Source organism: Ectothiorhodospira magna (genome assembly GCF_900110965.1).
In the GTDB taxonomy this organism is placed as follows: Bacteria; Pseudomonadota; Gammaproteobacteria; order Ectothiorhodospirales; family Ectothiorhodospiraceae; genus Ectothiorhodospira; species Ectothiorhodospira magna.
Genome location: NZ_FOFO01000007.1, coordinates 21,045 through 46,203, shown reverse-complemented (window position 1 = coordinate 46,203; position 25,159 = coordinate 21,045). Strand labels below are relative to the sequence as shown.

General features: G+C 61.5%; 22 protein-coding genes and 1 tRNA gene. 22 read left to right on the top strand and 1 reads right to left on the bottom strand.

The annotated features are described in order from the left end of the window. Positions 1–40 precede the first annotated feature (40 nt). The 8 genes from hrcA (at position 41) to greA (ending at position 10,957) form a co-directional block, all read left to right on the top strand. Entirely contained in the window at positions 41–1,099 is a 1,059-nt protein-coding gene (gene hrcA, locus BMX62_RS04150) for a heat-inducible transcriptional repressor HrcA (RefSeq protein WP_090204714.1), read from the top strand. Between the two features lie 98 nt (positions 1,100–1,197). Continuing rightward, a complete protein-coding gene (gene grpE, locus BMX62_RS04145; protein ID WP_090204711.1) occupies positions 1,198–1,764 on the top strand; it encodes a nucleotide exchange factor GrpE in 567 nt (188 codons plus the stop codon). Between the two features lie 115 nt (positions 1,765–1,879). Further along, entirely contained in the window at positions 1,880–3,814 is a 1,935-nt protein-coding gene (dnaK, locus tag BMX62_RS04140; protein WP_090204706.1) for a molecular chaperone DnaK, read from the top strand. Between the two features lie 125 nt (positions 3,815–3,939). Then, a complete protein-coding gene (gene dnaJ, locus BMX62_RS04135) occupies positions 3,940–5,085 on the top strand; it encodes a molecular chaperone DnaJ (protein WP_090204702.1) in 1,146 nt (381 codons plus the stop codon). After that, positions 5,082–5,894, top strand: a complete 813-nt coding sequence (gene dapB, locus BMX62_RS04130; protein WP_090204698.1) for a 4-hydroxy-tetrahydrodipicolinate reductase — start codon at positions 5,082–5,084, stop codon at positions 5,892–5,894. The genes dnaJ and dapB overlap by 4 nt, the downstream gene beginning before the upstream one ends. Before the next feature lie 142 nt (positions 5,895–6,036). Continuing rightward, positions 6,037–7,179 (top strand): glutamine-hydrolyzing carbamoyl-phosphate synthase small subunit, encoded by a 1,143-nt coding sequence (carA, locus tag BMX62_RS04125; RefSeq protein ID WP_090204695.1) that lies wholly within the window; start codon positions 6,037–6,039, stop codon positions 7,177–7,179. An 83-nt stretch (positions 7,180–7,262) separates the two neighbouring features. Continuing rightward, a complete protein-coding gene (gene carB, locus BMX62_RS04120; RefSeq protein ID WP_090204692.1) occupies positions 7,263–10,484 on the top strand; it encodes a carbamoyl-phosphate synthase large subunit in 3,222 nt (1,073 codons plus the stop codon). Next, on the top strand, positions 10,481–10,957 hold the full coding sequence (gene greA, locus BMX62_RS04115) for a transcription elongation factor GreA (protein WP_090204690.1): 477 nt from the start codon (positions 10,481–10,483) through the stop codon (positions 10,955–10,957). Before carB ends, greA begins: the two co-directional genes overlap by 4 nt. A 47-nt stretch (positions 10,958–11,004) precedes the next feature. Here greA and yhbY read toward each other — a convergent pair whose 3' ends face one another. Further along, the gene (yhbY, locus tag BMX62_RS04110) at positions 11,005–11,295 is read right to left on the bottom strand and encodes a ribosome assembly RNA-binding protein YhbY (protein WP_090204686.1); all 291 of its coding nucleotides are present in this window, start codon (positions 11,293–11,295) and stop codon (positions 11,005–11,007) included. Positions 11,296–11,481: 186 nt separating this feature from the next. Here yhbY and rlmE point away from each other — a divergent pair, with 186 nt between their 5' ends. From rlmE to nuoG, 14 genes are all read left to right on the top strand, one after another. Next, on the top strand, positions 11,482–12,105 hold the full coding sequence (gene rlmE, locus BMX62_RS04105) for a 23S rRNA (uridine(2552)-2'-O)-methyltransferase RlmE (protein ID WP_090204683.1): 624 nt from the start codon (positions 11,482–11,484) through the stop codon (positions 12,103–12,105). 48 nt (positions 12,106–12,153) lie between these two features. Then, positions 12,154–14,070 carry an ATP-dependent zinc metalloprotease FtsH gene (gene ftsH / locus BMX62_RS04100; protein ID WP_090204679.1) on the top strand — a complete coding sequence of 639 codons (1,917 nt, stop codon included), beginning with the start codon at positions 12,154–12,156 and terminating at the stop codon, positions 14,068–14,070. Positions 14,071–14,158: 88 nt separating this feature from the next. Further along, on the top strand, positions 14,159–15,013 hold the full coding sequence (folP, locus tag BMX62_RS04095; protein WP_202906198.1) for a dihydropteroate synthase: 855 nt from the start codon (positions 14,159–14,161) through the stop codon (positions 15,011–15,013). 4 nt (positions 15,014–15,017) lie between these two features. Continuing rightward, positions 15,018–16,370 carry a phosphoglucosamine mutase gene (gene glmM, locus BMX62_RS04090; protein WP_090204675.1) on the top strand — a complete coding sequence of 451 codons (1,353 nt, stop codon included), beginning with the start codon at positions 15,018–15,020 and terminating at the stop codon, positions 16,368–16,370. Between the two features lie 75 nt (positions 16,371–16,445). Beyond that, positions 16,446–17,207, top strand: a complete 762-nt coding sequence (tpiA, locus tag BMX62_RS04085; RefSeq protein ID WP_090204672.1) for a triose-phosphate isomerase — start codon at positions 16,446–16,448, stop codon at positions 17,205–17,207. A 7-nt stretch (positions 17,208–17,214) separates the two neighbouring features. After that, positions 17,215–17,565: a preprotein translocase subunit SecG gene (secG, locus tag BMX62_RS04080; protein ID WP_090204669.1), complete on the top strand. Its 351-nt coding sequence runs from the start codon at positions 17,215–17,217 to the stop codon at positions 17,563–17,565. A gap of 108 nt (positions 17,566–17,673) precedes the next feature. Continuing rightward, positions 17,674–17,758 (top strand) — tRNA-Leu (locus tag BMX62_RS04075). A 354-nt stretch (positions 17,759–18,112) separates the two neighbouring features. Then, positions 18,113–18,469, top strand: coding sequence for an NADH-quinone oxidoreductase subunit A (locus tag BMX62_RS04070; RefSeq protein ID WP_008931995.1), 357 nt, complete (start codon positions 18,113–18,115; stop codon positions 18,467–18,469). Then, on the top strand, positions 18,460–18,936 hold the full coding sequence (locus BMX62_RS04065) for a NuoB/complex I 20 kDa subunit family protein (RefSeq protein WP_090204666.1): 477 nt from the start codon (positions 18,460–18,462) through the stop codon (positions 18,934–18,936). The genes BMX62_RS04070 and BMX62_RS04065 overlap by 10 nt, the downstream gene beginning before the upstream one ends. Positions 18,937–18,963: 27 nt before the next feature. Further along, positions 18,964–19,689, top strand: a complete 726-nt coding sequence (locus tag BMX62_RS04060; RefSeq protein ID WP_090204663.1) for an NADH-quinone oxidoreductase subunit C — start codon at positions 18,964–18,966, stop codon at positions 19,687–19,689. Then, positions 19,682–20,935 carry an NADH-quinone oxidoreductase subunit D gene (locus BMX62_RS04055; protein WP_090204660.1) on the top strand — a complete coding sequence of 418 codons (1,254 nt, stop codon included), beginning with the start codon at positions 19,682–19,684 and terminating at the stop codon, positions 20,933–20,935. Before BMX62_RS04060 ends, BMX62_RS04055 begins: the two co-directional genes overlap by 8 nt. Continuing rightward, positions 20,935–21,441: an NADH-quinone oxidoreductase subunit NuoE family protein gene (locus tag BMX62_RS04050; RefSeq protein ID WP_008931999.1), complete on the top strand. Its 507-nt coding sequence runs from the start codon at positions 20,935–20,937 to the stop codon at positions 21,439–21,441. The genes BMX62_RS04055 and BMX62_RS04050 overlap by 1 nt, the downstream gene beginning before the upstream one ends. 6 nt (positions 21,442–21,447) lie before the next feature. Further along, positions 21,448–22,728, top strand: a complete 1,281-nt coding sequence (gene nuoF, locus BMX62_RS04045; RefSeq protein WP_090204657.1) for an NADH-quinone oxidoreductase subunit NuoF — start codon at positions 21,448–21,450, stop codon at positions 22,726–22,728. A gap of 32 nt (positions 22,729–22,760) precedes the next feature. Then, positions 22,761–25,145, top strand: coding sequence for an NADH-quinone oxidoreductase subunit NuoG (nuoG, locus tag BMX62_RS04040; protein ID WP_090204653.1), 2,385 nt, complete (start codon positions 22,761–22,763; stop codon positions 25,143–25,145). Positions 25,146–25,159: the final 14 nt, after the last annotated feature.

The following is a 25,159-nucleotide window of genomic DNA, read 5'->3' as shown; positions in this document are numbered from 1 at the left end:
AGCTTCTGGCACTCACATTCAACGAGTGCCAGGGTGGACCATGAAAACATCTTCGACAACGCCATCATCGACCCTTTCCGAACGTGCCCGATTACTGCTGCGGGCGCTGGTGGAAAACTACGTCCGTGACGGCCAGCCGGTAGGCTCCCGAACCTTGGCCCGCACTGCCGGACTGGATCTGAGTCCGGCATCCATTCGCAATGTGATGGCGGATCTGGAAGATTTGGGCTTGATCAGCTCTCCCCATGCCTCGGCGGGCCGGGTGCCCACGCCCCTGGGCTATCGGCTGTTTGTGGATTCCCTGCTGGAGGTGCGGCCCCTGGACAGCGCTGAGGTACGCACCCTCAAGCAGCGCCTGACCCCGGATATGGACACCAAGGCGCTGGTGGAATCTGCCTCGGACCTGTTATCTGCAGTGACCCAGATGGCCGGGATGGTGCGAGTCCCCCGCCCCGATCATGCTGCCTTGAGTCAAATCGAATTTCTGCGGCTATCGGGTCGCCAGGTGCTGGCGATTCTGGTCATGAACAAGCGGGAAGTGCAAAACCGCATTCTGGAACTGGATCGGGAATATTCCCATGCCGAACTGCAGCAGATGGCCAACTATCTCAACCAGCATCTGGCCGGACGCAACCTGCGCCAGGCCCGGGAGCAGATTCTCAAGGAAATGAAGGCGGTACGCGAGCATATGAATACCCTGATGCTGGCGGCCATCGAACTGGGGGAGCGGGCCTGTTGTGATGATGAAGGTGGTGATGACCTGATTTTTGCCGGTCAGACCCATCTGATGGACTACGCAGAACTGTCCAGCGTAGAGAAGCTGCGCAGCCTGTTTGAGGCCTTCACGGAAAAACGCCAGTTACTCACCCTGCTGGACAACTGCATCAACGCCGAAGGGGTCCAAATTTTCATCGGCCAGGAATCGGGTCATCAGGTGCTCGATGACTGCAGCGTGGTGACAGCCCCCTATAGTGTGGGTGGCCGGATTGTGGGCGTGCTGGGGGTGATCGGCCCGACCCGCATGGCCTACGAGCGGGTCATCCCGGTGGTGGACATCACTGCCCGGCTGCTGGGCGCGGCCTTGAATTCCCGCAACTGAAACCCCACATGGCAAAGGAATATGCCCGTCGGCCTACTGTCGGCGGGTGGCTGTCTTTGCCGGAACACACCAAGACATTGAGCGGATCGGAGCTTTCCATGGCGAACGAGGAACAAGTCCAGAATACCCAATCTCATGATCAGGCGCCTTTGCCCCCCGACGAGGCAACGCCGGAATTTAGCCCCGGAGCATTGCTCAAACAGCTCGAAGAGGCGCAAAAACAGGCCCAGGACCACTGGGACAAGCTGGTACGCGCCCAGGCGGAGCTGGATAACCTGCGCAAGCGCATGAGCCGGGATGTGGAAAATGCCCATAAATATGCCCTGGAGCGTTTCGCCGGTGAGCTGCTGCCGGTGAAGGACAGCCTGGAAATGGGGCTGGAGGCTGCCCAGGGCGAGGCAGACCTGAGCAAGATCCGCGAGGGTACGGCGCTGACCTTGAAGATGCTGGAACAGGCTATGGCCAAGCACGGCATTGAAACGGTGGACCCCACCGGTCAGCGTTTTGATCCGGAACGCCATCAGGCCATGTCTTTGCAGGAGCAGGCGGAACTGGAACCCAATACCGTCATGACGGTGCTGCAAAAGGGCTACCTTCTCAATGACCGATTGCTGCGTCCTGCCATGGTGATCGTCAGCAAGGCTCCGGCCAGCGATAGTCCGTGATCCGGGAAAACAGATTTTTTGCCGGGGCTTGAAAAGGCCCGGCGGCACCCCCATCAAGCGGGTAATTCCGGATTCACGGCATTGACGAACATTCAATATTTTTTGGAGACACAAGATGGGCAAGATCATCGGTATCGACCTGGGCACCACCAATTCCTGTATCGCCCTGATGGAAGGTGGCAATGCCAAGGTCATTGAAAACGCCGAGGGCGGTCGTACCACCCCCTCCATCGTGGCCTTCGCCGAGGACGGTGAGGTGCTGGTGGGCCAGTCCGCCAAGCGCCAGGCGGTGACCAACCCCCAGAACACCCTGTTTGCGGTCAAGCGTCTGATCGGGCGCCGCTTCGAAGAACCCGAAGTGCAAAAGGACATCAAGCTGGTGCCCTACAAGATCGTCAAGGCGGACAACGGTGACGCCTGGGTGGACGTGCGCGGCAAGAAGATGGCTGCCCCGGAAATCTCCGCCCGGGTGCTGCAGAAGATGAAGAAGACCGCCGAGGACTACCTGGGCGAGCCGGTCACCGAGGCGGTGATTACGGTGCCGGCCTACTTCAACGACTCCCAGCGTCAGGCCACCAAGGACGCCGGCAAGATCGCCGGCCTGGAAGTCCGTCGCATCATCAACGAGCCCACCGCCGCGGCCCTGGCCTACGGCCTGGACAAGAAGCGCGGTGACAGCAAGGTGGCGGTCTATGACCTGGGCGGCGGCACCTTCGACATCTCCATCATCGAGATTGCCGAAGTGGACGGCGAGCACCAGTTCGAGGTGCTGGCCACCAACGGCGACACCTTCCTGGGGGGCGAGGATTTTGACTCCCGCCTGATCGAATATCTGGCGGCCGAGTTCAAGAAGGAACAGGGCATCGACCTGACCGGCGACCCGCTGGCCATGCAGCGCCTGAAGGAGGCCGCCGAGAAGGCCAAGATCGAGCTGTCCTCCAGCCAGCAGACCGACGTCAACCTGCCCTACATCACCGCCGACAACACCGGACCCAAGCATCTGAACATCAAGGTGTCCCGCGCCAAGCTGGAAGCCCTGGTGGAAGAACTGGTCAAGCGCACCATCGAACCCTGCAAGGTGGCCCTGAAGGATGCCGGCCTGTCCGTGTCCCAGATCGACGACGTGATCCTGGTGGGCGGCCAGACCCGCATGCCCAAGGTGCAGGAGGCGGTGAAGGACTTCTTCGGCAAGGAACCCCGTCGTGACGTCAACCCCGATGAAGCCGTGGCGGTGGGCGCTGCAATCCAGGGCGGTGTGCTGGGCGGCGATGTCAAGGACGTGCTGCTGCTGGATGTCACCCCCCTGTCCCTGGGCATCGAGACCCTGGGTGGCGTGATGACCAAGCTGATCGAAAAGAACACCACCATCCCCACCAAGGCTTCCCAGGTTTTCTCCACTGCCGACGACAATCAAACTGCAGTGACGGTGCATGTGCTCCAGGGTGAGCGGGACGTGGCCCATGCCAACAAATCTCTGGGTCGTTTCGATCTGGCGGATATTCCGCCGGCACCCCGTGGTGTGCCCCAGATCGAGGTGATGTTCGACATCGACGCCAACGGCATCCTCAACGTGTCTGCCAAGGACAAGGCCACCGGCAAGCAGCAATCCATTGTCATCAAGGCCTCTTCCGGTCTGAACGATGACGAGATCGAGCGCATGGTAAAAGATGCCGAGGCCCATGCCGAGGAAGACAAGCGCTTCCAGGAGTTGGTGGGGGTGCGCAACCAGGCAGACAACCTGATTCATTCGGTGGAAAAAACCCTCAAGGACATGGGGGACAAGGTGGAAGCCGGCGAGAAAAGTGCCATTGAATCTGCCATCAACGCCCTGCGGGAGGCCATGCAGGGAGATGACAAGGCCACCATTGAGGATCGTACCCAGAAGCTGGCCGAAGCCTCCGGCAAACTGGCAGAGCGCATGTATGCCCAGCAGGCCGAAGGGGCCGCCCCCGGAGGGGTCGGTGATGCCCAGGGCCCGGCTGGCACCAAGGCTGCCCAGGACGATGTGGTAGACGCCGAGTTCGAAGAAGTAGACGATAAGAAAAAGTAACGGCCAAGGCCCGTCCCAGGACGGGCCTTTTCCACTGCATCCGGGTCCGTTGACCGGCAGGTGCCCCCAACCAGGGCAGATGTCGGTCCACGGGCTTTCACGTTTCTGCAAGACCCACGGTAATCATGGCAAAACGCGACTATTACGAAGTCCTGGGGGTGGCGAAGAACGCCAGCGAGGACGCACTCAAAAAGGCCTTCCGCCGGTTGGCCATGAAATATCACCCCGATCGCAACCCTGGCGATAAACAGGCGGAAGAACGCTTCAAGGAGGCCAAGGAGGCCTATGAAGTGCTGGCTGATGCGCGCAAGCGGGCGGCGTATGACCAGTTTGGTCACGCCGGTGTGGAGGGGGCCGCTGGTGCTGGCCGTGGAGGACCGGGGGGCGCCAGCTTCAGCGATATTTTCGAGGATCTGTTCGGCGACATCTTCGGCGGGGCCGGTGGTCGCGGCGGCAGCAATGCTTTCCGTGGCGCAGACTTGCAGTACAACCTGGAAATGAGTCTTGAGGAAGCAGTTTTCGGTACCGAGGTGAAGATTCGCGTCCCCACCCTGGTGACCTGCAAGGCTTGTCACGGCTCCGGCGCCGAACCAGGCACCAGCCCGGAAACCTGTCCCACCTGTAACGGGGTGGGGCGGGTGCGCATGCAGCAGGGGTTCTTTTCGGTGCAGCAGACCTGCCCTCGCTGTCGCGGTACCGGCAAGATCATTGCCAAGCCCTGCGGGAGCTGCCGGGGGCAGGGGCGGGTGGAGGAGCGTCGCACCCTGAGCGTGGCCATTCCCGCCGGCGTGGACAGCGGCGACCGTATCCGGCTGTCCGGAGAAGGGGAAGCGGGTGTCAACGGTGGTCCGTCAGGGGACCTGTATGTCCAGGTTCATGTCAAACCCCATAAGCTGTTCACCCGCAAGGGCAGCGATTTGTACTGTGAGGTGCCCATCAGCTTTGCCACCGCCACCCTGGGAGGTGACCTGGAGATTCCCACCCTCAAGGGGCGGGTGGCGCTGAAGATTCCTGCTGAGACCCAGTCGGGTCGTTTGTTCCGGTTGCGGGGCAAGGGGGTCAAGTCGGTGCATGGAGGGGCCGAGGGGGATTTGATTTGCAGCGTTCGGGTGGAAACCCCCATCAATCTCACCAAAGAGCAGAAGGCGTTACTGGAACAGTTCGATGCGGCCATGACTGCGGGGGGGCAGAAACACAGTCCCCAGCATCAGGGTTGGCTGGACGGGGTAAAGGGCTTCTTTGACGATCTCAAGTTCTGGAGAAAACCATGACTGCGGTACGTGTAGCCATTGTCGGTGCCGGCGGACGCATGGGGCGCACCCTGATCGAAGCGGCGGTTATGGCCCCGGGGCTGGAACCCACCGTAGCCACCGAGATGCCTTCCAGCAGCCTGCTGGGGGCCGATGCCGGTGAGCTGGCGGGTCTGGGGCGTCTGGGGGTGACCCTGGAGGCAGACCCGGCGGCAGCGACAGACCGATTCGATGTGCTGGTGGACTTCACCCGTCCAGAAGGCAGCCTGGTCCATCTGGATATCTGTCGTCGGGCAGGCAAGGCCATGGTGATCGGGACCACCGGATTCACCGACGATCAAAAGGCCGTGATTCGCCAGGCCGCCGAAGACATCCCCGTGGTCTTTGCACCCAACATGAGCGTGGGGGTCAACCTGTGTTTCAAACTCCTGGACCTGGCAGCCAGGGTTCTGGGGGACGAGGTGGATATCGAAATCGTCGAGGCCCATCACCGGCATAAGGTGGATGCCCCTTCCGGCACCGCCCTGCGCATGGGAGAAGTGGTGGCCGATGCCCTGGGCCGTGATCTTAAAACCTGTGCCGTCTATGGTCGTGAAGGGGTGACGGGGGAACGGGATCGGCAGACCATCGGCTTTGAGACCATCCGGGCCGGCGACATTGTGGGGGAGCATACGGTGATGTTTGCCGGTCTGGGGGAGCGGGTGGAAATCACCCATAAAGCCTCCAGCCGCATGACCTTTGCCAAGGGCGCCATGCGCGCTGCAGCCTGGCTCAATGGGCGTCCCGCCGGGCTGTATGACATGCAGGATGTGCTGGGACTGTCTGGGTGAAACAGCGTCCTGTACCGGGGCTTTATTGGACGACATGGCCCTGATCCGCTAGAATTTGCGCCATTCGACAGGTCTTGAAACCCCTGACAGGGCTGGTTGGATCTCCCAACCTGCCCTGTTTCCATATGTGCCGGAGGACTCCTTGAGAACCACACCCGCCTTGCTGGCTTTGGAAGATGGCAGTCTGTTTCACGGTTACGCCCTGGGTGCGGAAGGAACCACCGTGGGTGAAGTCGTGTTCAATACATCCATGACCGGTTATCAGGAAATCCTCACGGATCCTTCCTATTCCCGTCAGATGGTGACGCTCACCTATCCCCACATCGGCAACACCGGCATCAATCCCGAGGACGAGGAAGCCGACGGCCCCCAGGCCGCCGGACTGATCGTCCGCCATGTGCCCGAGCGCATGTCCAACTGGCGGGCCACCGAAACCCTGCCCGATTACCTCAAGCGCCACGGCATCGTCGCCATCACCGGCGTGGATACCCGTCGCCTGACCCGTCTGCTGCGGGAAAAGGGCGCCCAGAACGGCTGTATCATGGCCGGTCAGGTGGACGAGGCCAAGGCCCTGGAAGCCGCCCGCGCCTTTCCTGGTATCAGCGGTATGGATCTGGCCCGGACCGTGACCACCGATACCCCCTTTGAGTGGACCGAAGGAGGGTGGTGTCTGGATAAAGGCTATCGTCAGGGGGGCGCCGAGGCGCCTTTCCACGTGGTCTGTTACGACTTCGGCGTCAAGCGCAACATGCTGCGCTTGCTGGTGGATCGGGGGTGCCGGGTCACCGTGGTGCCCGCCACCAGCACCGCCGAGGAGATTCTGGCCCTGAATCCGGACGGGGTTCTGCTGTCCAATGGTCCCGGTGATCCGGCGCCCTGCGATTATGCCATCCGGGGTATTCAGGGATTGCTGGATAACAATATTCCCCTGTACGGGATCTGCCTGGGACATCAGCTGCTGGGATTGTCCGTGGGCGCTCAGTCCATGAAAATGAAATTCGGTCATCATGGCGCGAACCATCCGGTTCAGGATCTGGCCACCGGCAAGGTGATGATTTCCAGCCAGAACCACGGTTTTGCCATCGATGAAAAGACATTGCCGGCCAATGCCCGGACCAGTCATCGTTCCCTGTTCGACGGTACCCTGCAGGGCATCGAACTGACCGACCGGCCCGCCGTGAGTTTCCAGGGGCATCCCGAGGCCAGTCCCGGGCCTGAAGATGTGGCCCCACAGTTTGGCCGATTCATCGAGATGATGACTGCCCGTCGGAGTTCCGGCGTCTAGTCCTGGTTCTGCATTGAAAGACCGCTCCCCATTTTGCCCGCCGGCGCCGTCAACGGCGTCGGGCTGTTCACGGTAGGACATCCATGCCAAAGAGAACCGACATCCAGAGCATCCTCATCATAGGCGCCGGCCCCATCGTCATCGGCCAGGCCTGTGAATTCGACTACTCTGGCGCCCAGGCCTGCAAGGCCCTGCGCGAAGAGGGGTACCGGGTCATCCTGGTCAACTCCAACCCCGCCACCATCATGACCGACCCGGAGATGGCCGATGCGGTCTACATCGAGCCGGTGGAGTGGAAGACCGTTGCCCGCATCATCGAGCGGGAGCGCCCGGACGCGGTGCTGCCCACCATGGGCGGACAGACCGCCCTCAACTGTGCCCTGGATCTGGCCCGCAATGGCGTACTGGAAAAGTTCGGCGTGGCACTGATCGGCGCCACCGAGGACGCCATCGACATGGCCGAGGACCGGGAGCGCTTCCGTCAAGCCATGGACGAGATCGGCCTGGACTCGCCCAAGGCCTTTATGGTCAACAGCTGGGAAGAGGCCCAACGGGTGCAGCCGGAGATCGGCTATCCCATCATCATCCGCCCCTCCTTCACCATGGGCGGCAGCGGTGGCGGCATTGCCTACAACCGGGAAGAATACGAAGAAATCGTCAAGCGCGGCCTGGACCTGTCTCCGGTCAACGAGGTACAGGTGGAGGAATCCGTGCTGGGCTGGAAGGAGTACGAGATGGAGGTGGTGCGCGACCGGGCGGACAACTGCATCATCATCTGCTCCATCGAGAACCTGGACCCCATGGGGGTGCATACCGGTGATTCCATCACCGTGGCCCCGGCCCAGACCCTGACGGACAAGGAATACCAGATCATGCGCAACGCCTCCCTGGCGGTACTGCGCAAGATCGGCGTGGACACCGGTGGCTCCAACGTGCAGTTTGCGGTCAACCCGGAGGATGGCCGTCTGGTGATCATCGAGATGAACCCCAGGGTATCCCGTTCCTCGGCCCTGGCCTCCAAGGCCACCGGCTTCCCCATTGCCAAGGTGGCGGCCAAGCTGGCGGTGGGCTTCACCCTGGACGAACTGCGCAACGAGATCACCGGTGGCGTGACCCCGGCCTCCTTCGAGCCGTCCATCGACTACGTGGTGACCAAGATTCCCCGGTTCACCTTCGAGAAATTCCCCTCCGCCAAGGCCAGACTGACCACCCAGATGAAGTCCGTGGGCGAGGCCATGGCCATTGGCCGCACCTTCCAGGAATCCTTCCAGAAGGCCCTGCGCAGCCTGGAAACCGGCAGTGACGGCCTCAACGAGATGGTGGATCTGAACGGGGAAGATGCCGAATCCATCATCCGCGGCGAACTGGCCGATGCCGGCCCCGAGCGCATCTGGTACGTGGCCGATGCCTTCCGCTTCGGCCTGACCCTGGCGCAGGTGCATGACATCAGCCACATCGATCCCTGGTTCCTGGCCCAGATTCAGGAACTGGTGGACATCGAGCGGGACCTCAAGACCCGGTCCCTGAAGGATCTGGATCGCCGGACCCTGTTCACCCTCAAGCAGTACGGGTTCTCCGACCGCCGTCTGGCCCGTCTGCTGGACGAGACCGAGCGGACCGTGCGGGCCTACCGCCATGAACTGGGCATCCATCCGGTCTACAAGCGGGTGGACACCTGTGCCGCTGAGTTTGCCTCCACCACCGACTACATGTACTCCACCTATGAGGAGGAGTGCGAGGCCAATCCCTCCAGCCGCGAGAAGATCATGGTCCTGGGCGGCGGCCCCAACCGGATCGGGCAAGGGATCGAGTTCGACTATTGCTGTGTCCATGCCGCCCTGGCCATGCGCGAGGATGGTTATGAAACCATCATGGTCAACTGTAATCCGGAGACCGTCTCCACCGACTACGACACCTCCGACCGGCTGTTCTTCGAGCCGCTGACCCTGGAGGATGTGCTGGAGATCGTGCACCTGGAAAAACCCAAGGGCATCATCATCCAGTTCGGCGGTCAGACTCCGCTCAAGCTGGCCCGGGACCTGGAGGCCGCCGGCGCGCCGGTGATCGGCACCACCCCGGACTGCATCGACCTGGCGGAGGACCGGGAACGCTTCCAGCAGCTGATCGAGAAGCTGGAACTGGTTCAGCCCCCCAACCGCACCGCCCGCAGCGTGGACGAGGCGGTACGCCACGCGGAGGCCATCGGCTATCCGGTGGTGGTACGTCCTTCCTACGTGCTGGGTGGTCGCGCCATGGAGATCGTCTATAACGAAACCGACCTGCGCCGCTACATGCGCGACGCGGTGAAGGTGTCCAATGATGCCCCGGTGCTGCTGGATCGCTTCCTGGACGATGCGGTGGAGGTGGACGTGGATGCCATCTGCGACGGCAAGGACGTGCTCATTGGCGGCATCATGCAGCATATCGAGCAGGCCGGCGTCCATTCTGGTGACTCCGCCTGTTCCCTGCCGCCCTACAGCCTGAGCATGGCGCTGCAGGAACAGATCATCGAACAGGTGCGCAAGATGGCCCTGGGCCTGGGGGTGGTGGGACTGATGAACACCCAGTTTGCTATTCAGCGGGATCGTATCTTCGTGCTGGAGGTGAATCCCCGCGCCTCCCGTACCGTGCCCTTCGTGTCCAAGGCCATCGGCATGCCCCTGGCCAAGATCGCCGCCCGCTGCATGGCTGGCCGCTCCCTGGTGGAGCAGGGGGCCACCCAAACCGTGGTGCCCGACTACTACTCGGTGAAGGAAGCGGTCTTCCCCTTCATCAAGTTCCCCGGCGTGGACCCCATCCTCGGCCCTGAGATGAAGTCCACCGGCGAGGTCATGGGCATGGGTCGCAGTTTCCCCGAGGCCTTTGCCAAGAGCCAGCTGGGTGCCGGCGTCAAGCTGCCCGAGACCGGCAAGGCCTTTATCAGTGTGCGGGAGGTGGACAAGCCTGGCATTATTCCGTTGGCCAGGGATCTGGCGGCCCGGGGGTTTGAATTGATCGCAACCCAAGGCACTGCCCAGGTACTGGAAGCTGCCGGAGTCACCTGTCAGCGCATCAACAAGGTGACTGAGGGACGGCCCCATATTGTCGATATGATCAAGAACGACGAGATCAGTCTGATCATCAACACCACCGAGGGCAAGCAGGCCATTGCCGACTCCTTCACCATCCGTCGGGAGGCTTTGCAGCACAAGGTGACCTATACCACCACCCTGGCCGGCGCCCATGCCACGGTTCAGGCGCTGGAATACCTGGACAGTGACCGGGTGTACTGCCTGCAGGAGATGCATAAGGAGGCCCGTCCGTGAACAAGACACCTTTAACGGTCCGTGGGGCCGAATTGCTCAAGGCGGAACTGCAGCGCCTCAAAAGTGAGGATCGGCCGCAGGTGATTGCGGCCATCGCCGAGGCCCGTGCCCACGGTGATCTCAAGGAAAATGCCGAATACCATGCTGCCCGTGAGCAGCAGGGTTTCATTGAGGGGCGCATCAAGGAACTGGAGGCCAAGCTCTCCAATGCCCAGATCATTGATGTGACCAGCCTCAACGCCGGTGGCAAGGTGGTTTTTGGCGCCACCGTGGAATTGATGGACCTGGACTCGGACACAGAAGTGACGTATCAGATCGTGGGTGACGATGAAGCGGACATCAAGCAGGGGCTGATTTCCGTGAACTCACCCATTGCCCGGGCCTTGATCGGCAAGCATGAGGGGGATGACATCCACTTTAGCGCCCCAGGTGGAGAAAAGCATTTCGAGATTCTGGCGGTGCATTACCGCTGATGGCGGGGATCGTGCCCTGCTGCCCTTATGGGCGGCAGGGCACGTGTTCAGGGCAATGTGATCACCGGCTTGTCCCGGTTGCGCCGGAACAGGGTGGCAATGAATCCCACCCGCTGTACCAGTTCCGCCCCGGTCTGTTCCTGGATTTGATCAATGGCGGCGTCCCGCTGTTCCCGGTCGCCGATGGCCACCTTGACCTTGATCAGCTCATGGTGGTCCAGTGCCTTGCAAATCTCCTCCATGACCGGGTCGGTGAGGCCATTGCGGCCTATGCTGACCACAGGTTTACGGGAGTGCGCCAGGGCACGCAGGTGCTTGATATGTCTTTCGATGGGCATGTCAGGGAAAATCCGCAAGAATCATCAGGCTGCGGGCGCAGCCTGCAAGGTGACGGGAAGGTCGCACATACGGACCTTACCCTGGCCGCCGAGTCTAGCATGTACACACCCGTTGCAGGAGTCCGGCCTGGGTCATCTTGCCCGTTGGCTCCCGTTTCAGACAGGCAACCCCGGAAACTTTGATCCATGGCACGCAGCAAGACCAGCCACCGCTGGCTCAGGGAACATTTTAGCGATCCCTTCGTCCAGAAGGCACAGCAGGAAGGTTGGCGCTCCCGCGCCGTCTACAAGTTACAGGAAATTCAGGCCCGTGACCGGATCATCCGGCCCGGCATGCGGGTGCTGGACCTGGGGGCCGCCCCCGGTGGCTGGACCCAGTTTGTCGTCGGTGAGGTGGGGCGCAAGGGGCGGGTGATTGCTTCGGATATCCTGCCCATGGACCCCATCGAGGGGGTGACATTCATCCAGGGGGATTTTCATGAGGAAGAGGTGCTTGTGGCCATCCTTGCCGCTTTGGGGGATGCGCCGGCAGACCTTGTGATTTGCGACATGGCCCCCAATACCAGTGGTGTGGATGCGGTGGATCAACCCCGCTCCATGTATTTGTCGGAACTGGCCCTGGATACCGCCATTCGGGTGCTGAAACCGGGTGGGGATTTTTTGGTCAAACTGTTTCACGGTGCGGGTTTTGACGAGTATATAAAGACTCTGCGTGGGCAGTTTCACAAGGTCCAGATCCGCAAGCCCGAGGCATCGCGCCCCAGATCCCGTGAGGTCTATGCATTGGCCAGAGGCGTCAAACTGGTGTAAGGTCATCCAAAACCCTGAGCGCACGACGAACAAAGTCGAGGTACACCCTTGAACGAGCTGGTAAAAAACCTGATTATCTGGGCGGTTATCGCCATCGTGCTGATGTCGGTGTTCAACAGCTTCAGCCCGACCCAACCGCAGCCCCAGGCCTGGTCCTATTCGGAGTTCATCAACGAGGTTAAGGCCGGGCGCATCAACAGTGTCTTCATCGAGGACAAGACCATCCACGGGCGCACCATCGGTGGCGAGCGTTTCACCACCTTTGCCCCCAATGACCCTGGCCTGATCGGCGATTTGCTGTCGAGCAACGTGGAAATCCGCGTGGAAGAGCCGGCCCAGCGTTCCCTGCTGACCGATATTCTCATCAGCTGGTTCCCCATGCTGTTGCTGATTGCGGTCTGGATTTACTTCATGCGCCAGATGCAGGGCGGTGCCGGAGGTCGGGGTGCCATGTCCTTTGGCAAGAGCCGCGCCCGCATGATGGGTGAAGACCAGATCAAGGTGACCTTTGGTGATGTGGCAGGTTGCGACGAGGCCAAGGAAGATGTCTCCGAACTGGTGGATTTTTTGCGCGACCCCGGCAAATTCCAGAAACTGGGCGGCAAGATTCCCCGGGGTGTGCTGATGGTGGGTTCCCCCGGCACCGGCAAGACCCTGCTGGCCAAGGCCATTGCCGGCGAGGCCAAGGTGCCCTTCTTCAGCATCTCCGGTTCCGATTTTGTAGAGATGTTCGTCGGGGTGGGTGCCTCCCGGGTCCGGGATATGTTCGAGCAGGCCAAAAAACACGCCCCTTGCATCATCTTCATCGATGAAATCGATGCCGTGGGTCGTCACCGTGGTGCTGGTCTGGGGGGTGGTCACGATGAGCGCGAACAGACCCTGAACCAGTTGTTGGTGGAAATGGATGGTTTTGAGGGTAGCGAGGGCATCATTGTCATCGCCGCCACCAACCGTCCCGATGTGCTGGACCCTGCGCTGCTGCGTCCCGGCCGTTTCGACCGTCAGGTGGTGGTGCCTCTGCCGGACGTGCGGGGACGGGAGCAAATCCTCAAGGTTCACATGCGCAAGGTGCCCCTGTCCGAGAACGTCCGTGCCGACCTGATCGCCCGCGGCACCCCCGGTTTTTCCGGTGCCGATCTGGCCAATCTGGTCAACGAGGCGGCCCTGTTTGCTGCACGCTCCAACAAGCGGCTGGTGGAAATGCTCGATTTCGAGCGGGCCAAGGACAAGATCATGATGGGCGCCGAGCGCAAGTCCATGGTGATGAGCGACGACGAGAAAAAGCTGACCGCCTATCACGAGGCCGGCCATGCCATTGTGGGTCGTCTGGTGCCCGAGCATGATCCAGTCTACAAGGTGAGCATCATCCCCCGGGGCCGGGCCCTGGGCGTGACCATGTTCCTGCCCGATGAAGACCGCTACAGCCACAGCAAGACCCGGCTGGAGAGCCAGATCTGCTCCCTGTTTGGTGGTCGTATTGCCGAAGAGATCATCTTTGGTGCCGACAAGGTGACCACGGGGGCCTCCAACGACATCGAACGGGCCACGGCCATTGCCCGCAACATGGTGACCAAGTGGGGTCTTTCCGACCGCCTTGGCCCCCTGTCCTACGGCGAGGAAGAGGGTGAGGTGTTCCTCGGTCGCCAGATGACCCAGCGCAAGCAGATGTCTGACGAAACCGCACATGCCATTGATGAAGAAATTCGTCGGGTCATCGACATGAGCTATGAGCGGGCCAAGGCCATTCTTGAGGCCAATATGGACAAACTGCACGTCATGGCCGATGCCCTGATCAAGTTCGAGACCATCGATGTGGACCAGATCAATGACATCATGGAAGGGCGTGAACCCCGGGAGCCTGATGGCTGGACCGGCGGCGGTGAATCTGGTGGCGGTACCACCGGGCACGACCAGGAAAAGGGTGACAGCCAGGGTGTGATCGGCGGTCCTGCCAGTCAGACCTGATGTTTGCCCCCAAGTAACGGCCACTGTTCCGTGGCCTGTTGGGAGAGCCGCCCGTCACGGGCGGCTTCCTCTTTTTCAGGACTGCCGGATGCAAGACAGCGCTCATCCTTTTCCATTGCCCCGGATCATGGGCATTCTCAATGTCACCCCCGACTCATTTTCCGATGGTGGCCGTTTTCTGGCACCCCGTCAGGCGCTGGCCCGGGCGCTGGAGATGGTGGAAGACGGTGCGGACATTATTGATATCGGCGGTGAATCTACCCGTCCTGGCTCCACCGGAGTATCCCTGCAGCAAGAGCTGGATCGGGTCATTCCGGTGATAGAGGCTTTGGCCACACGGGTGGATGTCTTGATTTCGGTGGATACCAGCAAGCCGGAAGTCATGGCCGAAGCCTGTGCCGCCGGTGCGGGCATGATCAATGATGTGTTTGCCCTGCAGGCGCCCGATGCCCTGTCGGTGGCGGCCCGCGCCGGGGTGCCGGTCTGTTTGATGCACATGCAGGGTACCCCCAGGGATATGCAGCATCATCCCTGTTACGACGATGTGGTAGCCGAGGTGAGAGATTTTCTGGCGGCCCGTGTCGCTGCCTGTGTTGCTGCCGGGATTCCCCAGGAGCGTCTGGTGCTGGACCCGGGGTTTGGTTTTGGCAAAACCCAGGCCCATAATCTTGCCCTGTTTCGCCATCTGGGGGCATTGGCGGTGCATGGATTGCCGCTGCTGGTGGGGGTGTCCCGCAAGCGCATGATCGGCAATATCCTGGGGGATGACCGTCCCCCAAAAGCCCGGGTCATGGGGAGCGTGGCGGCCGCTCTACTGGCGGCCCGGCGCGGTGCCCGGATCCTGCGGGTACACGACGTGGCGGCCACCAGGGACGCCCTCAAGGTATTGGCGGCCCTGGATTGGCCAGGGTCATCGACAGATTCATTGCATCCCGACGGGTAATCTCATGGAAAGAAAATATTTTGGTACCGATGGCATCCGTGGCCGTGTCGGACGTCATCCCATGACCCCGGATTTTGCCCTGCGACTGGGTTGGGCCACAGGCCGGGTATTGGCGGCAGAGGGTAAGGGGCTGGTGCTCATCGGCAAGGATACCCGGGTATCGGGCTACATGTTTGAATCAGCCCTGGAGGCAGGTTTATCCGCTGCCGGGGTGGACATTCGTTTACTCGGTCCCATGCCCACCCCGGCTGTGGCCTATTTGACCCGCACCTTTCGCGCTGCTGCAGGGATTGTCATCAGCGCATCCCATAATCCCTACTATGACAACGGGTTCAAGTTTTTTTCCAGCGGCGGCAACAAACTGCCCGATGGGGTGGAACAGGCCATCGAAGCCGAACTGGAAAAACCGATGGAAACGGTGGACTCTGCTGATCTGGGCAAAGTGGAACGGGTGGTGGATGCCGCTGGCCGCTATATCGAATTTTGCAAGGGGACCATTCCCACAGGCACTACCCTGCGGGGTTTGAAGATTGTGGTGGATTGTGGCCACGGGGCCACCTATGCAGTGGCTCCCCATGTATTCGAGGAGCTGGGTGCGGAGGTGGTTGCCCTGGGGGTGGAACCGGATGGGTTCAATATCAATGAGGGCTGCGGTTCCCTGCATCCCCGTGCCCTGCAGGCGGCCGTTTTGTCCCAGCAGGCCGATCTGGGCATTGCCCTGGATGGCGATGGGGACCGTCTGATTCTGGTGGACGAACGGGGTGAGGTGGTGGACGGGGATCAGGCCCTGTGCATCATTGCCCTGGCCCGACAGGCGGACGGCACGCTGCGAGGGGGGGTGGTGGGTACCCTGATGAGCAATCTGGGGCTGGAACAGGCCCTGTTGAGCAAGGGCATACCGTTTCGCCGGGCCGCCGTGGGGGATCGCTATGTGATGGAAGCCCTGCAGACCGAAGGCTGGCTTTTGGGTGGGGAGTCCTCCGGTCACCTGATTTGCCTGGATCGCACCAGTACCGGAGACGGCATTGTGGCAGCCTTGCAGATCCTGGAGGTCATGCGCACCACGGGTCAATCATTGTCCCAGCTGAGGGCGGTGATGGAAAAATACCCCCAGACCCTGGTCAATGTGCCCATCAATGCCGCCTTGTCCCGGCAAAATTTACTCGAACATCAGGGGATTATTACGGCTCTCAAGGCAGCCGAAGCGGCTTTGGCCGATCGGGGACGAGTGCTACTGCGTCCTTCGGGTACCGAGCCCCTGGTGCGTGTCATGGTGGAAGGGACCGATTTGCGCCAGGTTGCACGGATCGCCCAGGAACTGGCGGAGGCTGTACGCCGGGTGGCGGGGACTTGTTAAAATTGATTTATCCTTGTTGTGAAGGTAGGATTCCCGGCTCCATACAATACGCAGTGCGAACTCAGGAGCAGACTGATGCGCAAGCCCCTGGTAGCCGGTAACTGGAAGTCCAATGGCTCGTATGCCGCCAATCAAACCCTGATCACAGATCTGATGGGGCCTGTGGGCGAGCTGGGCCGGGTGGACGTGGCCATATGCCCGCCCTTTGTCTATCTGGACCAGGTGGCCAAGCTGTGCCACGGTGGATCCATTGCCCTGGGTGCCCAGGATGTATCGGACCAGGACCGTGGTGCCTACACCGGCGAAGTGGCTGCCGACATGCTGCGGGAAATGGGCTGTACCTATGTGATTGTGGGGCATTCCGAGCGCCGCACCCTGTACGGCGAGGATGACACCTTCACGGCACGCAAGTTTGCGGCTGCCCGGCAGCATGGACTCATCCCCATTTTATGTGTGGGTGAACAGTTCTGGGAGCGTGAAGAAGGAATCACCGAGTCCGTGGTTGCCCGTCAGCTGGATGCGGTACTGGCGCTGGAGGGCATTGAGGCCCTGGCTGAGGCCGTGATTGCTTACGAACCCGTCTGGGCCATCGGCACCGGCAAAACCGCTACGCCTCAGCAGGCTCAGGCGGTACATGCCTTTATTCGTACCCGGCTGGAGCACCAGAATCCGGCTGTGGCACAGAAGATACGCATTGTGTATGGCGGCAGCGTCAAAGCCGATAACGCCGCCGAATTGTTTACACAACCCGACATCGATGGCGGCCTGATCGGCGGCGCCTCACTCAAGGCCTCGGATTTTCTGGCAATCTGCAAGGCCGCAGAACAAGCAGGTTAAAACCGTCATGCTGTATGGCATTTTGCTCGTTATTCAGGTCATTCTGGCCATTGGACTGATTGCGCTGATCCTGCTGCAGCATGGCAAGGGAGCGGACGCAGGAGCGGCTTTTGGCAGTGGTGCCTCGGCCACCGTATTTGGTGCCAGAGGGTCTGCCAATGCCCTCAGTCGCGCCACCGCCATCACTGCCACGGCCTTTTTTGTCAACAGTCTGGCCTTGGCCTATCTGGTGGCCAATCGCCCTGAAGCCCCCAGTGTGATCGATCTGATTGAAACAGCGCCCCGGATCATCGAACAGCCGGCAGACCTGGCACCTGTTGATCCTGCGCCTGATGTGCCCGCCGACGTACCCAACTGATCTGGGTGCAGATTCAGGGTTGGTTTTATCTGAGTTTCTGTTAGAATGCCGGTCCCGGCAGCAGGCTGATTCAATGTGCAGGCTGCCGGCACCTCGATTTCAGGCATTGCAGATGTGGTGGAATTGGTAGACACGCCGTCTTGAGGGGGCGGTGGCGAAAGCCGTGTCGGTTCGAGTCCGACCATCTGCACCATCCTTATCCGTTTATTCGTACCGAATTCAAGTCATGATCATATGCCGGACCCCTTGCCCTGGACCGGCCTTGGTCGTGTCCGATGGGTTTTCATCGGGTTCTGTCTGCCTGAATGGGCGGTTAAAATTGCGATTTGTCAAAATAATTCGCTGTTTTATCAATGCATTAGTTTTATTGGGAGCTTGACACTTTTTTTATGGGTGTCCTAGACTCGCCCGGACTTTTAAAGCATTGGCACTTTACGCCGGCTCAAATAACTAATAAAAAGATGTGCCTGGATTTCAACGCACGGGCACACGAAAATCACCAAGTCCTGCCCTGGGTCATTCAGCGCCAGGTCAGGAGGAGAGGACAATGCTGGAAAACTACCTGCCAATACTGGTGTTCATTGGCATCGGATTGCTTGTCGGCGTCATTCCCCTGGCCATTGGCATGGCCGTGGGGCCACGCAAGCCCGATAGTGCCAAGGACTCACCCTATGAGTGCGGCTTTGAGGCCTTTGAAGACTCCCGCATGAAATTCGACATCAGGTTCTACCTGGTGGCCATTCTCTTCATCATCTTCGATCTGGAAATTGCATTTCTTTTCCCCTGGGCCGTGGCCCTGGATGAGATCGGCATGTTCGGCCTGCTCGCCATGGCCATGTTTCTCGGCATCCTGGTGATCGGCTTCATTTACGAGTGGAAGAAGGGGGCCTTGGAATGGGAATAGAAGGCGTCCTGGAAAAGGGCTTTGTCACCACCTCTGCGGACAAGCTCATCAACTGGGCACGGACCGGATCGCTCTGGCCGATGACCTTCGGCCTGGCCTGCTGCGCCATCGAGATGATGCATGCCGGTGCCGCCCGTTACGACATGGACCGGCTGGGGGTGATCTTCCGTCCCAGTCCGCGCCAGTCCGATGTCATGGTGGTGGCCGGTACCCTGTGCAACAAGATGGCCCCCGCCCTGCGCAAGGTCTACGACCAGATGGCCGAGCCCCGCTGGGTCATTTCCATGGGGTCCTGCGCCAACGGGGGAGGGTACTATCACTACTCCTACTCGGTGGTGCGTGGCTGTGACCGCATTGTGCCGGTGGATGTCTACGTCCCCGGATGTCCTCCCACCGCGGAAGCCCTGCTGTACGGCATTTTGCAGTTGCAGAACAAGATTCGTCGCACTCAGACCATTGCCCGTTAGCCGGTGGTCCCCAGCCTGGATTTCACGATGAGCGAGAAACTCGACAGACTGGCCGCGTGCCTGGAAGAAAAGATCAAGGGCCGGATCAGGCGCCTGCATCGGGCCTGTGATGAGCTGACCCTGGACATCTCCGCCGGGGACTTGCTGGATATTGCCGGAATCTTGCGCCAGGACCCGGAACTGGGGTTCGACATGCTGGTGGATGTCTGCGGGGTGGACTATTCCGCCTACGGGGTGACAGAATGGGCCACCGAGTCCTCCACCGCCGAGGGTTTTGGCCGCGGGGTGGAACAGGCTACCTTTGGACGCTTCACCTTCGACGAAGCCCCACCGGCCTCTGGCCGCTCCGGTCCCCGTTTCGCCGTGGTCTACCATCTGCTTTCGGTGGCCCATAATCACCGCCTGCGGATTCGGGTGTACTGCGAGGATGACGAGTTTCCCACCATGCCCTCCTTGGTGGAGGTCTGGAACAGTGCCAACTGGTTTGAGCGGGAGGCCTTTGACCTGTTCGGCATCGTTTTCAATGGTCATCCGGACCTGCGTCGCATCCTCACCGACTATGGCTTTGTCGGCCATCCCTTCCGCAAGGATTTCCCCCTGGTGGGCCATGTGGAGATGCGCTACGACCCGGAACAGCGCCGTGTGATCTACCAGCCTGTGACCATCACCCCACGGGTGCTGGTGCCCAGGGTCATCCGCAAGGACCATCGCTACCTGGACGATGCCGCCGAGGAGAAGTCCACCGATGCCTGAGATTCGCAACTACACGCTTAACTTCGGCCCCCAGCACCCGGCTGCCCACGGGGTGCTGCGGCTGGTGCTGGAGATGGATGGGGAGGTGGTTCAGCGTGCCGACCCCCATATCGGGTTGTTGCACCGGGGGTCGGAGAAACTGGCCGAGAGCAAGCCATACAACCAGAGTATCGGCTACATGGATCGTCTGGACTACATGTCCATGATGGTCAACGAACATGGCTATGTGAAGGCCATCGAACGGCTGCTGGGGATCGAACCGCCCCTGCGCGCCCAGTACATCCGGGTCATGTTCGACGAAATCACGCGGATCCTGAACCATCTGCTATGGCTGGGTACCCACGCCCTGGATGTGGGTGCCATGACCATGTTCCTGTATTGTTTCCGGGAACGGGAGGATTTGCTGGACTGCTACGAGGCCGTCAGTGGCTCCCGCATGCATGCCACTTATTATCGTCCTGGCGGTGTTCATCGGGATCTGCCCGGCACCATGGCCCAGTACGAGCCTTCCCGCTGGAAGACCCCGGCAGATGTGCAACGCCTCAATGCCAGTCGCTCCGGTACCTTGCTGGATTTCATCGAGGACTTCACTGGCCGGTTTCCCACCCGTGTGGACGAATATGAAACCCTGCTCACGGAGAATCGTATCTGGAAACAGCGTACCGTGGGCATCGGTGTGGTCAGCCCGGAGCGTGCCCTCCAGCTGGGTCTGACCGGTCCCATGTTGCGCGGCTCGGGGGTGGCCTGGGATCTGCGCAAAAAACAGCCTTATGCGGTCTATGACCGTATGGATTTTGATATTCCGGTGGGGGTCAACGGCGACAGCTATGACCGCTATCTGGTCCGGATCGAGGAAATGCGTCAGTCCAACCGCATCATTCGTCAATGTGTGGACTGGCTCAAGGCCAATCCGGGTCCGGTGATGATCGACGACCACAAGGTCGCACCGCCGCCCCGGGAGGAAATGAAGGCGGACATGGAGTCCCTGATCCATCACTTCAAGCTCTTCACCGAGGGTTACTGTGTGCCCGAGGGCGAGGTGTATTCCGCCGTGGAGCATCCCAAGGGGGAGTTTGCGGTGTATCTGATCTCCGATGGGGCCAACAAGCCCTACCGGGTCAAGGTCCGGCCACCGGGATTTGTCCATCTGTCAGCCCTGGATGAAATGTCCCGGGGTCACATGCTCGCCGACGTGGTCACCCTCATCGGCAGCCTGGATATCGTGTTCGGGGAGATTGACCGCTGATGTCAGCCAACCAGACCAAGGGGAAGGCCAGCCTGCTCAATGCGCATCTGCGCGAGGAAATCGATCAGTGGTTGGCCCGCTATCCGGAAGACCGGCGCCGCTCCGCGGTGCTGGGGGCCTTGCGGGCCGTCCAGCATGAGCAGGGGCACCTGAGTACCGAGATGATGGATGCGGTGGCCGAGTACATCGGCATGCCCGAGATCGCCGTCTACGAGGTGGCCAGCTTCTACTCCATGTTCGAGCTGGAGCCGGTGGGGCGTCACAGCATCTCCGTCTGCACCAATGTCTCCTGCATGCTGCGCGGCGCCGACAAGATCCTCGACCACGTGGAAAACAAGCTGGGCATCAAGCTGGGGGAGTCCACCCCCGATGGCCGCTTCTTCCTCAAGAAGGAAGAGGAGTGTCTGGCGGGGTGCTGCGGCGCCCCCATGATGCAGGTGAACCACGTCTATCATGAGCATCTCACCCCCGAGAAGGTGGATGAGATCCTGGACAAGCTGGAGTAGACGCCCATGACCAACCGCATCTGCTTCATCACCCGCCAGTTCGATGAACCCTGGACCTATGAGAACTACCTCAAGGTGGGCGGGTACAAGGCCCTGGAAAAGATCATCGCCGAGAAGATGACCCCGGACCAGGTCATCGAAGAGGTGAAGGCATCCAATCTGCGGGGCCGCGGCGGGGCCGGGTTCCCCGCGGGTCTCAAGTGGAGCTTCATGCCGCGCACGGCGCCGGGCCAGAAGTACGTGGTGTGCAATTCGGATGAATCCGAGCCGGGCACCTGCAAGGACCGGGACATCCTGCGCTTCAATCCCCACGCCCTGGTGGAAGGCATGATCATCGCCGGTTATTCCATCGGCGCCACCGTCGGCTACAACTACATGCGCGGCGAATTCATGGACGAGCCCTATCAGCGCTTCAGCCAGGCGGTGAAGGAAGCCTATGACCACGGCTGGCTGGGGCGGAACATCAAGGGCAGCGGCATTGATTTCGATCTGTATCCCACCCTGGGCGCCGGCGCCTACATCTGCGGCGAGGAAACCGCCCTGCTGGAATCCCTGGAAGGCAAGAAGGGCATGCCCCGGTTCAAGCCGCCGTTTCCGGCCAACTTCGGTCTCTACGGCCGGCCCACCACCATCAACAACACCGAGACCCTGTCTTCGGTGCCCGCCATTATCCGCGAGGGCGGCCAGTGGTTTGCCGCCCTGGGGGTGGAACGCTCCGGCGGCGAGAAGCTGTTTTCGGTGTCCGGGCACGTGGAACGCCCCGGTAACTACGAGGTGCCCATGGGCACGCCGTTTGCCGATCTTTTGGCCATGGCCGGCGGGGTCTGGAAGGGGCGCAAGCTCAAGGCGGTGATCCCTGGGGGCTCCTCCGTGCCGGTGGTGCCGGGGGATCTGATGATGACCGCCACCATGGACTATGACGGCGTGACCAAGGTGGGTTCCATGCTGGGTTCCGGTGCCGTCATCGTCATGGACGAGACCACCGACATGGTCAAGGTGCTGCAGCGTATCTCCCGCTTCTATTTTGCCGAGTCCTGCGGCCAGTGCACGCCCTGCCGCGAGGGCACGGGATGGCTCTATCGCATGGTCACGCGCATTGTGGAAGGTCAGGGGCGCATGGAAGACCTGGCGCGGCTGGACGACGTGGCCGCCAAGATCGAGGGCCGCACCATCTGCGCCCTGGGCGATGCCGCCGCCATGCCGGTGCGCAGTTTTGTCAAGCACTTCAGACACGAGTTCGAACACTACATTCAGCACGGTCGCAGCCTGGTGGCGGACGCGGCCTGACGGGTGCGGAACGGGGCAACGGGAAGTGAAGCATGAGTGACGATCTGGTCAACTTCGAGGTCAACGGCATCCCCCTGCAAGCCAGGAAGGGGAGCCTGTTGATCGCCGCGACGGATGCCGCCGGTATCCGTATCCCGCGCTTCTGCTACCACGAGAAGCTGTCGGTGGCGGCCAACTGCCGCATGTGCCTGGTGGAGGTGGAGCGGGCGCCCAAGCCCATGCCGGCCTGCGCCACCCCGGTGGCCGAGGGCATGAAGGTCTACACCCGGTCGCCCAAGGCCCTGGCCGCCCAGAAGGCGGTGATGGAATTCCTGCTCATCAATCACCCCCTGGACTGCCCGGTCTGTGACCAGGGCGGGGAGTGCGAACTGCAGGATGTCTCCATGGGCTATGGCGAGGACCTGTCCCGCTACAGCGAGGCCAAGCGCGTGGTCAGGGACAAGGACATCGGTCCCCTGATCGCCACCGAGATGACCCGCTGCATTCACTGCACCCGCTGTGTGCGTTTCGGTGAGGAGATCGCCGGCATGCGGGAACTGGGGGCCACCGGCCGTGGCGAGCGGGTGGAGATCGGGACCTTTGTCCAGCGTACCGTGATGTCCGAGCTTTCGGGCAATGTCATCGACCTGTGTCCGGTGGGGGCATTGACCGCCAAGCCGTCCCGTTTCACCTACCGGGCCTGGGAAGTGATCCAGCATCCCACCGTGTCTCCCCATGACTGCGTGGGTTCCAACCTGTTTTTGCACACCTACAACGGCCAGGCCAAACGGGTGGTGCCCCGCCGCAATGACGGCGTGAACGAAACCTGGATTGCCGACCGTGACCGCTTCAGCTATGCCGGTCTACAGTCCCAGGATCGCCTCACCACCCCCATGATCCGCGAACGGGGCGAGTGGGTGCGCACCGATTGGGAAACGGCCATGACCCAGGTCATTGACGGGCTACGGGCGCAGCCGGCTGCCGAATGTGGCGCCCTGTTGTCCCCCCAGTCCAGTCTGGAAGAACTCTATCTGGCCCAGCAGTGGTTGCGGGGCATGGGGATTCAGTCGGTGGATCATCGCCTGCGGCAGACGGATTTTTCGGATCAGGATCAGGCGCCCCTGTTCCCCTATCTGGGCAGCAGCCTGGAGGATCTGGAGCAGACCGGAGGTGTGTTACTGGTGGGTGGGGATGTCCGCAGGGAACAGCCCATGCTGGCCCATCGTCTGCGCAAGGCGGCCCTGGCGGGACAGCCAGTGATGGCCATCAATTCCCGGGATTTCGATTTTCACTTCCCCCTCGCGCACCAGCGGGTCACTGACCCTCACGGTATGCTCACGGCCCTGGCCGGGGTATTGCAAGCGGCCCTGGCCGGCGCGGGACAATCTGCCCCGACCGCCCTGGCCGAGGTGCTCAGAGACATCAAGCCCGATGCCGTCGATACCGCCATGGCCGGGATGCTGGCCCAGGCCGGGGCGCGGGGGCAGGTGCTGCTGGGTACCCAGGCCATGCACCATCCCCGGTTTGCCCTGCTGCGCGCGCTGGCGGGTGCCCTGTGCGAGGTCACCGGTGCCCGCCTGGGATACCTGCCCGAAGGCGGCAATGCCGCCGGTGCCTGGCTGGCGGGCGCGGTGCCTCACCGGGGCGTGGCCGGGGTGGGTCTGCAGACTCAGGGCCGTCATATACAGGACTTGCTGGCCAACGGGATCAAGGGCTGTGTCCTGCTGAACGTGGAGCCGGACCTGGATTGCGACAATCCTGCCCAGGCCCTGCAGGCCCTGCAGGGGGCAGCGTTCGTGGTGGCCATGACACCGTTCGTCACCGAGACCCTGCGTCGCCATGCCCATGTGCTGCTGCCCATTGCCACCTTTGCCGAGACCTCCGGCACCTGGATCAATGGGGAGGGCCGCTGGCAGAGCGTGCCCGGCGCCGCCACCCCGCCGGGGGACACCCGTTCCGCCTGGAAGGTGTTGCGGGTACTGGGCAACATGAGCGATCTGGCCGGATTTGAATACCTGTCCTCGGAAGAGGTGAGGGATGAACTCAAGGCCCGCCTGACCGAGGCGGGCATCTCCGGTTTCGACAACCGGGTGTCCCTGGAGGGCCGTACCCTGGCCCTCCCGCCCAGGCCCGCCGGGCTGCAACGGGTTTCCGCCACCGCCATGTATGGGGTGGACAGCCTGGTGCGCCGGTCCCTGCCTCTGCAGCAGACGCCGGAGGCCCTGGATCGGGCGGCCCACATCAGCGAGGCCGAGGCCCGTGGCCTGGAACTGCTGGGGGCCGAGGAAGTGGTGGTGCGCCAGGGCAAGCTGACGGCCCGCATGAGGCTGGTGATCGACGATACGGTACCCGCTGGCTGTGTCTGGCTGCCGGGTGGCATCACGGAAACAAGCACCCTCGGCCCCGCATACGGGCCGGTGGAACTGCACAAGGTTTAAGGTCGGGGTCCGAG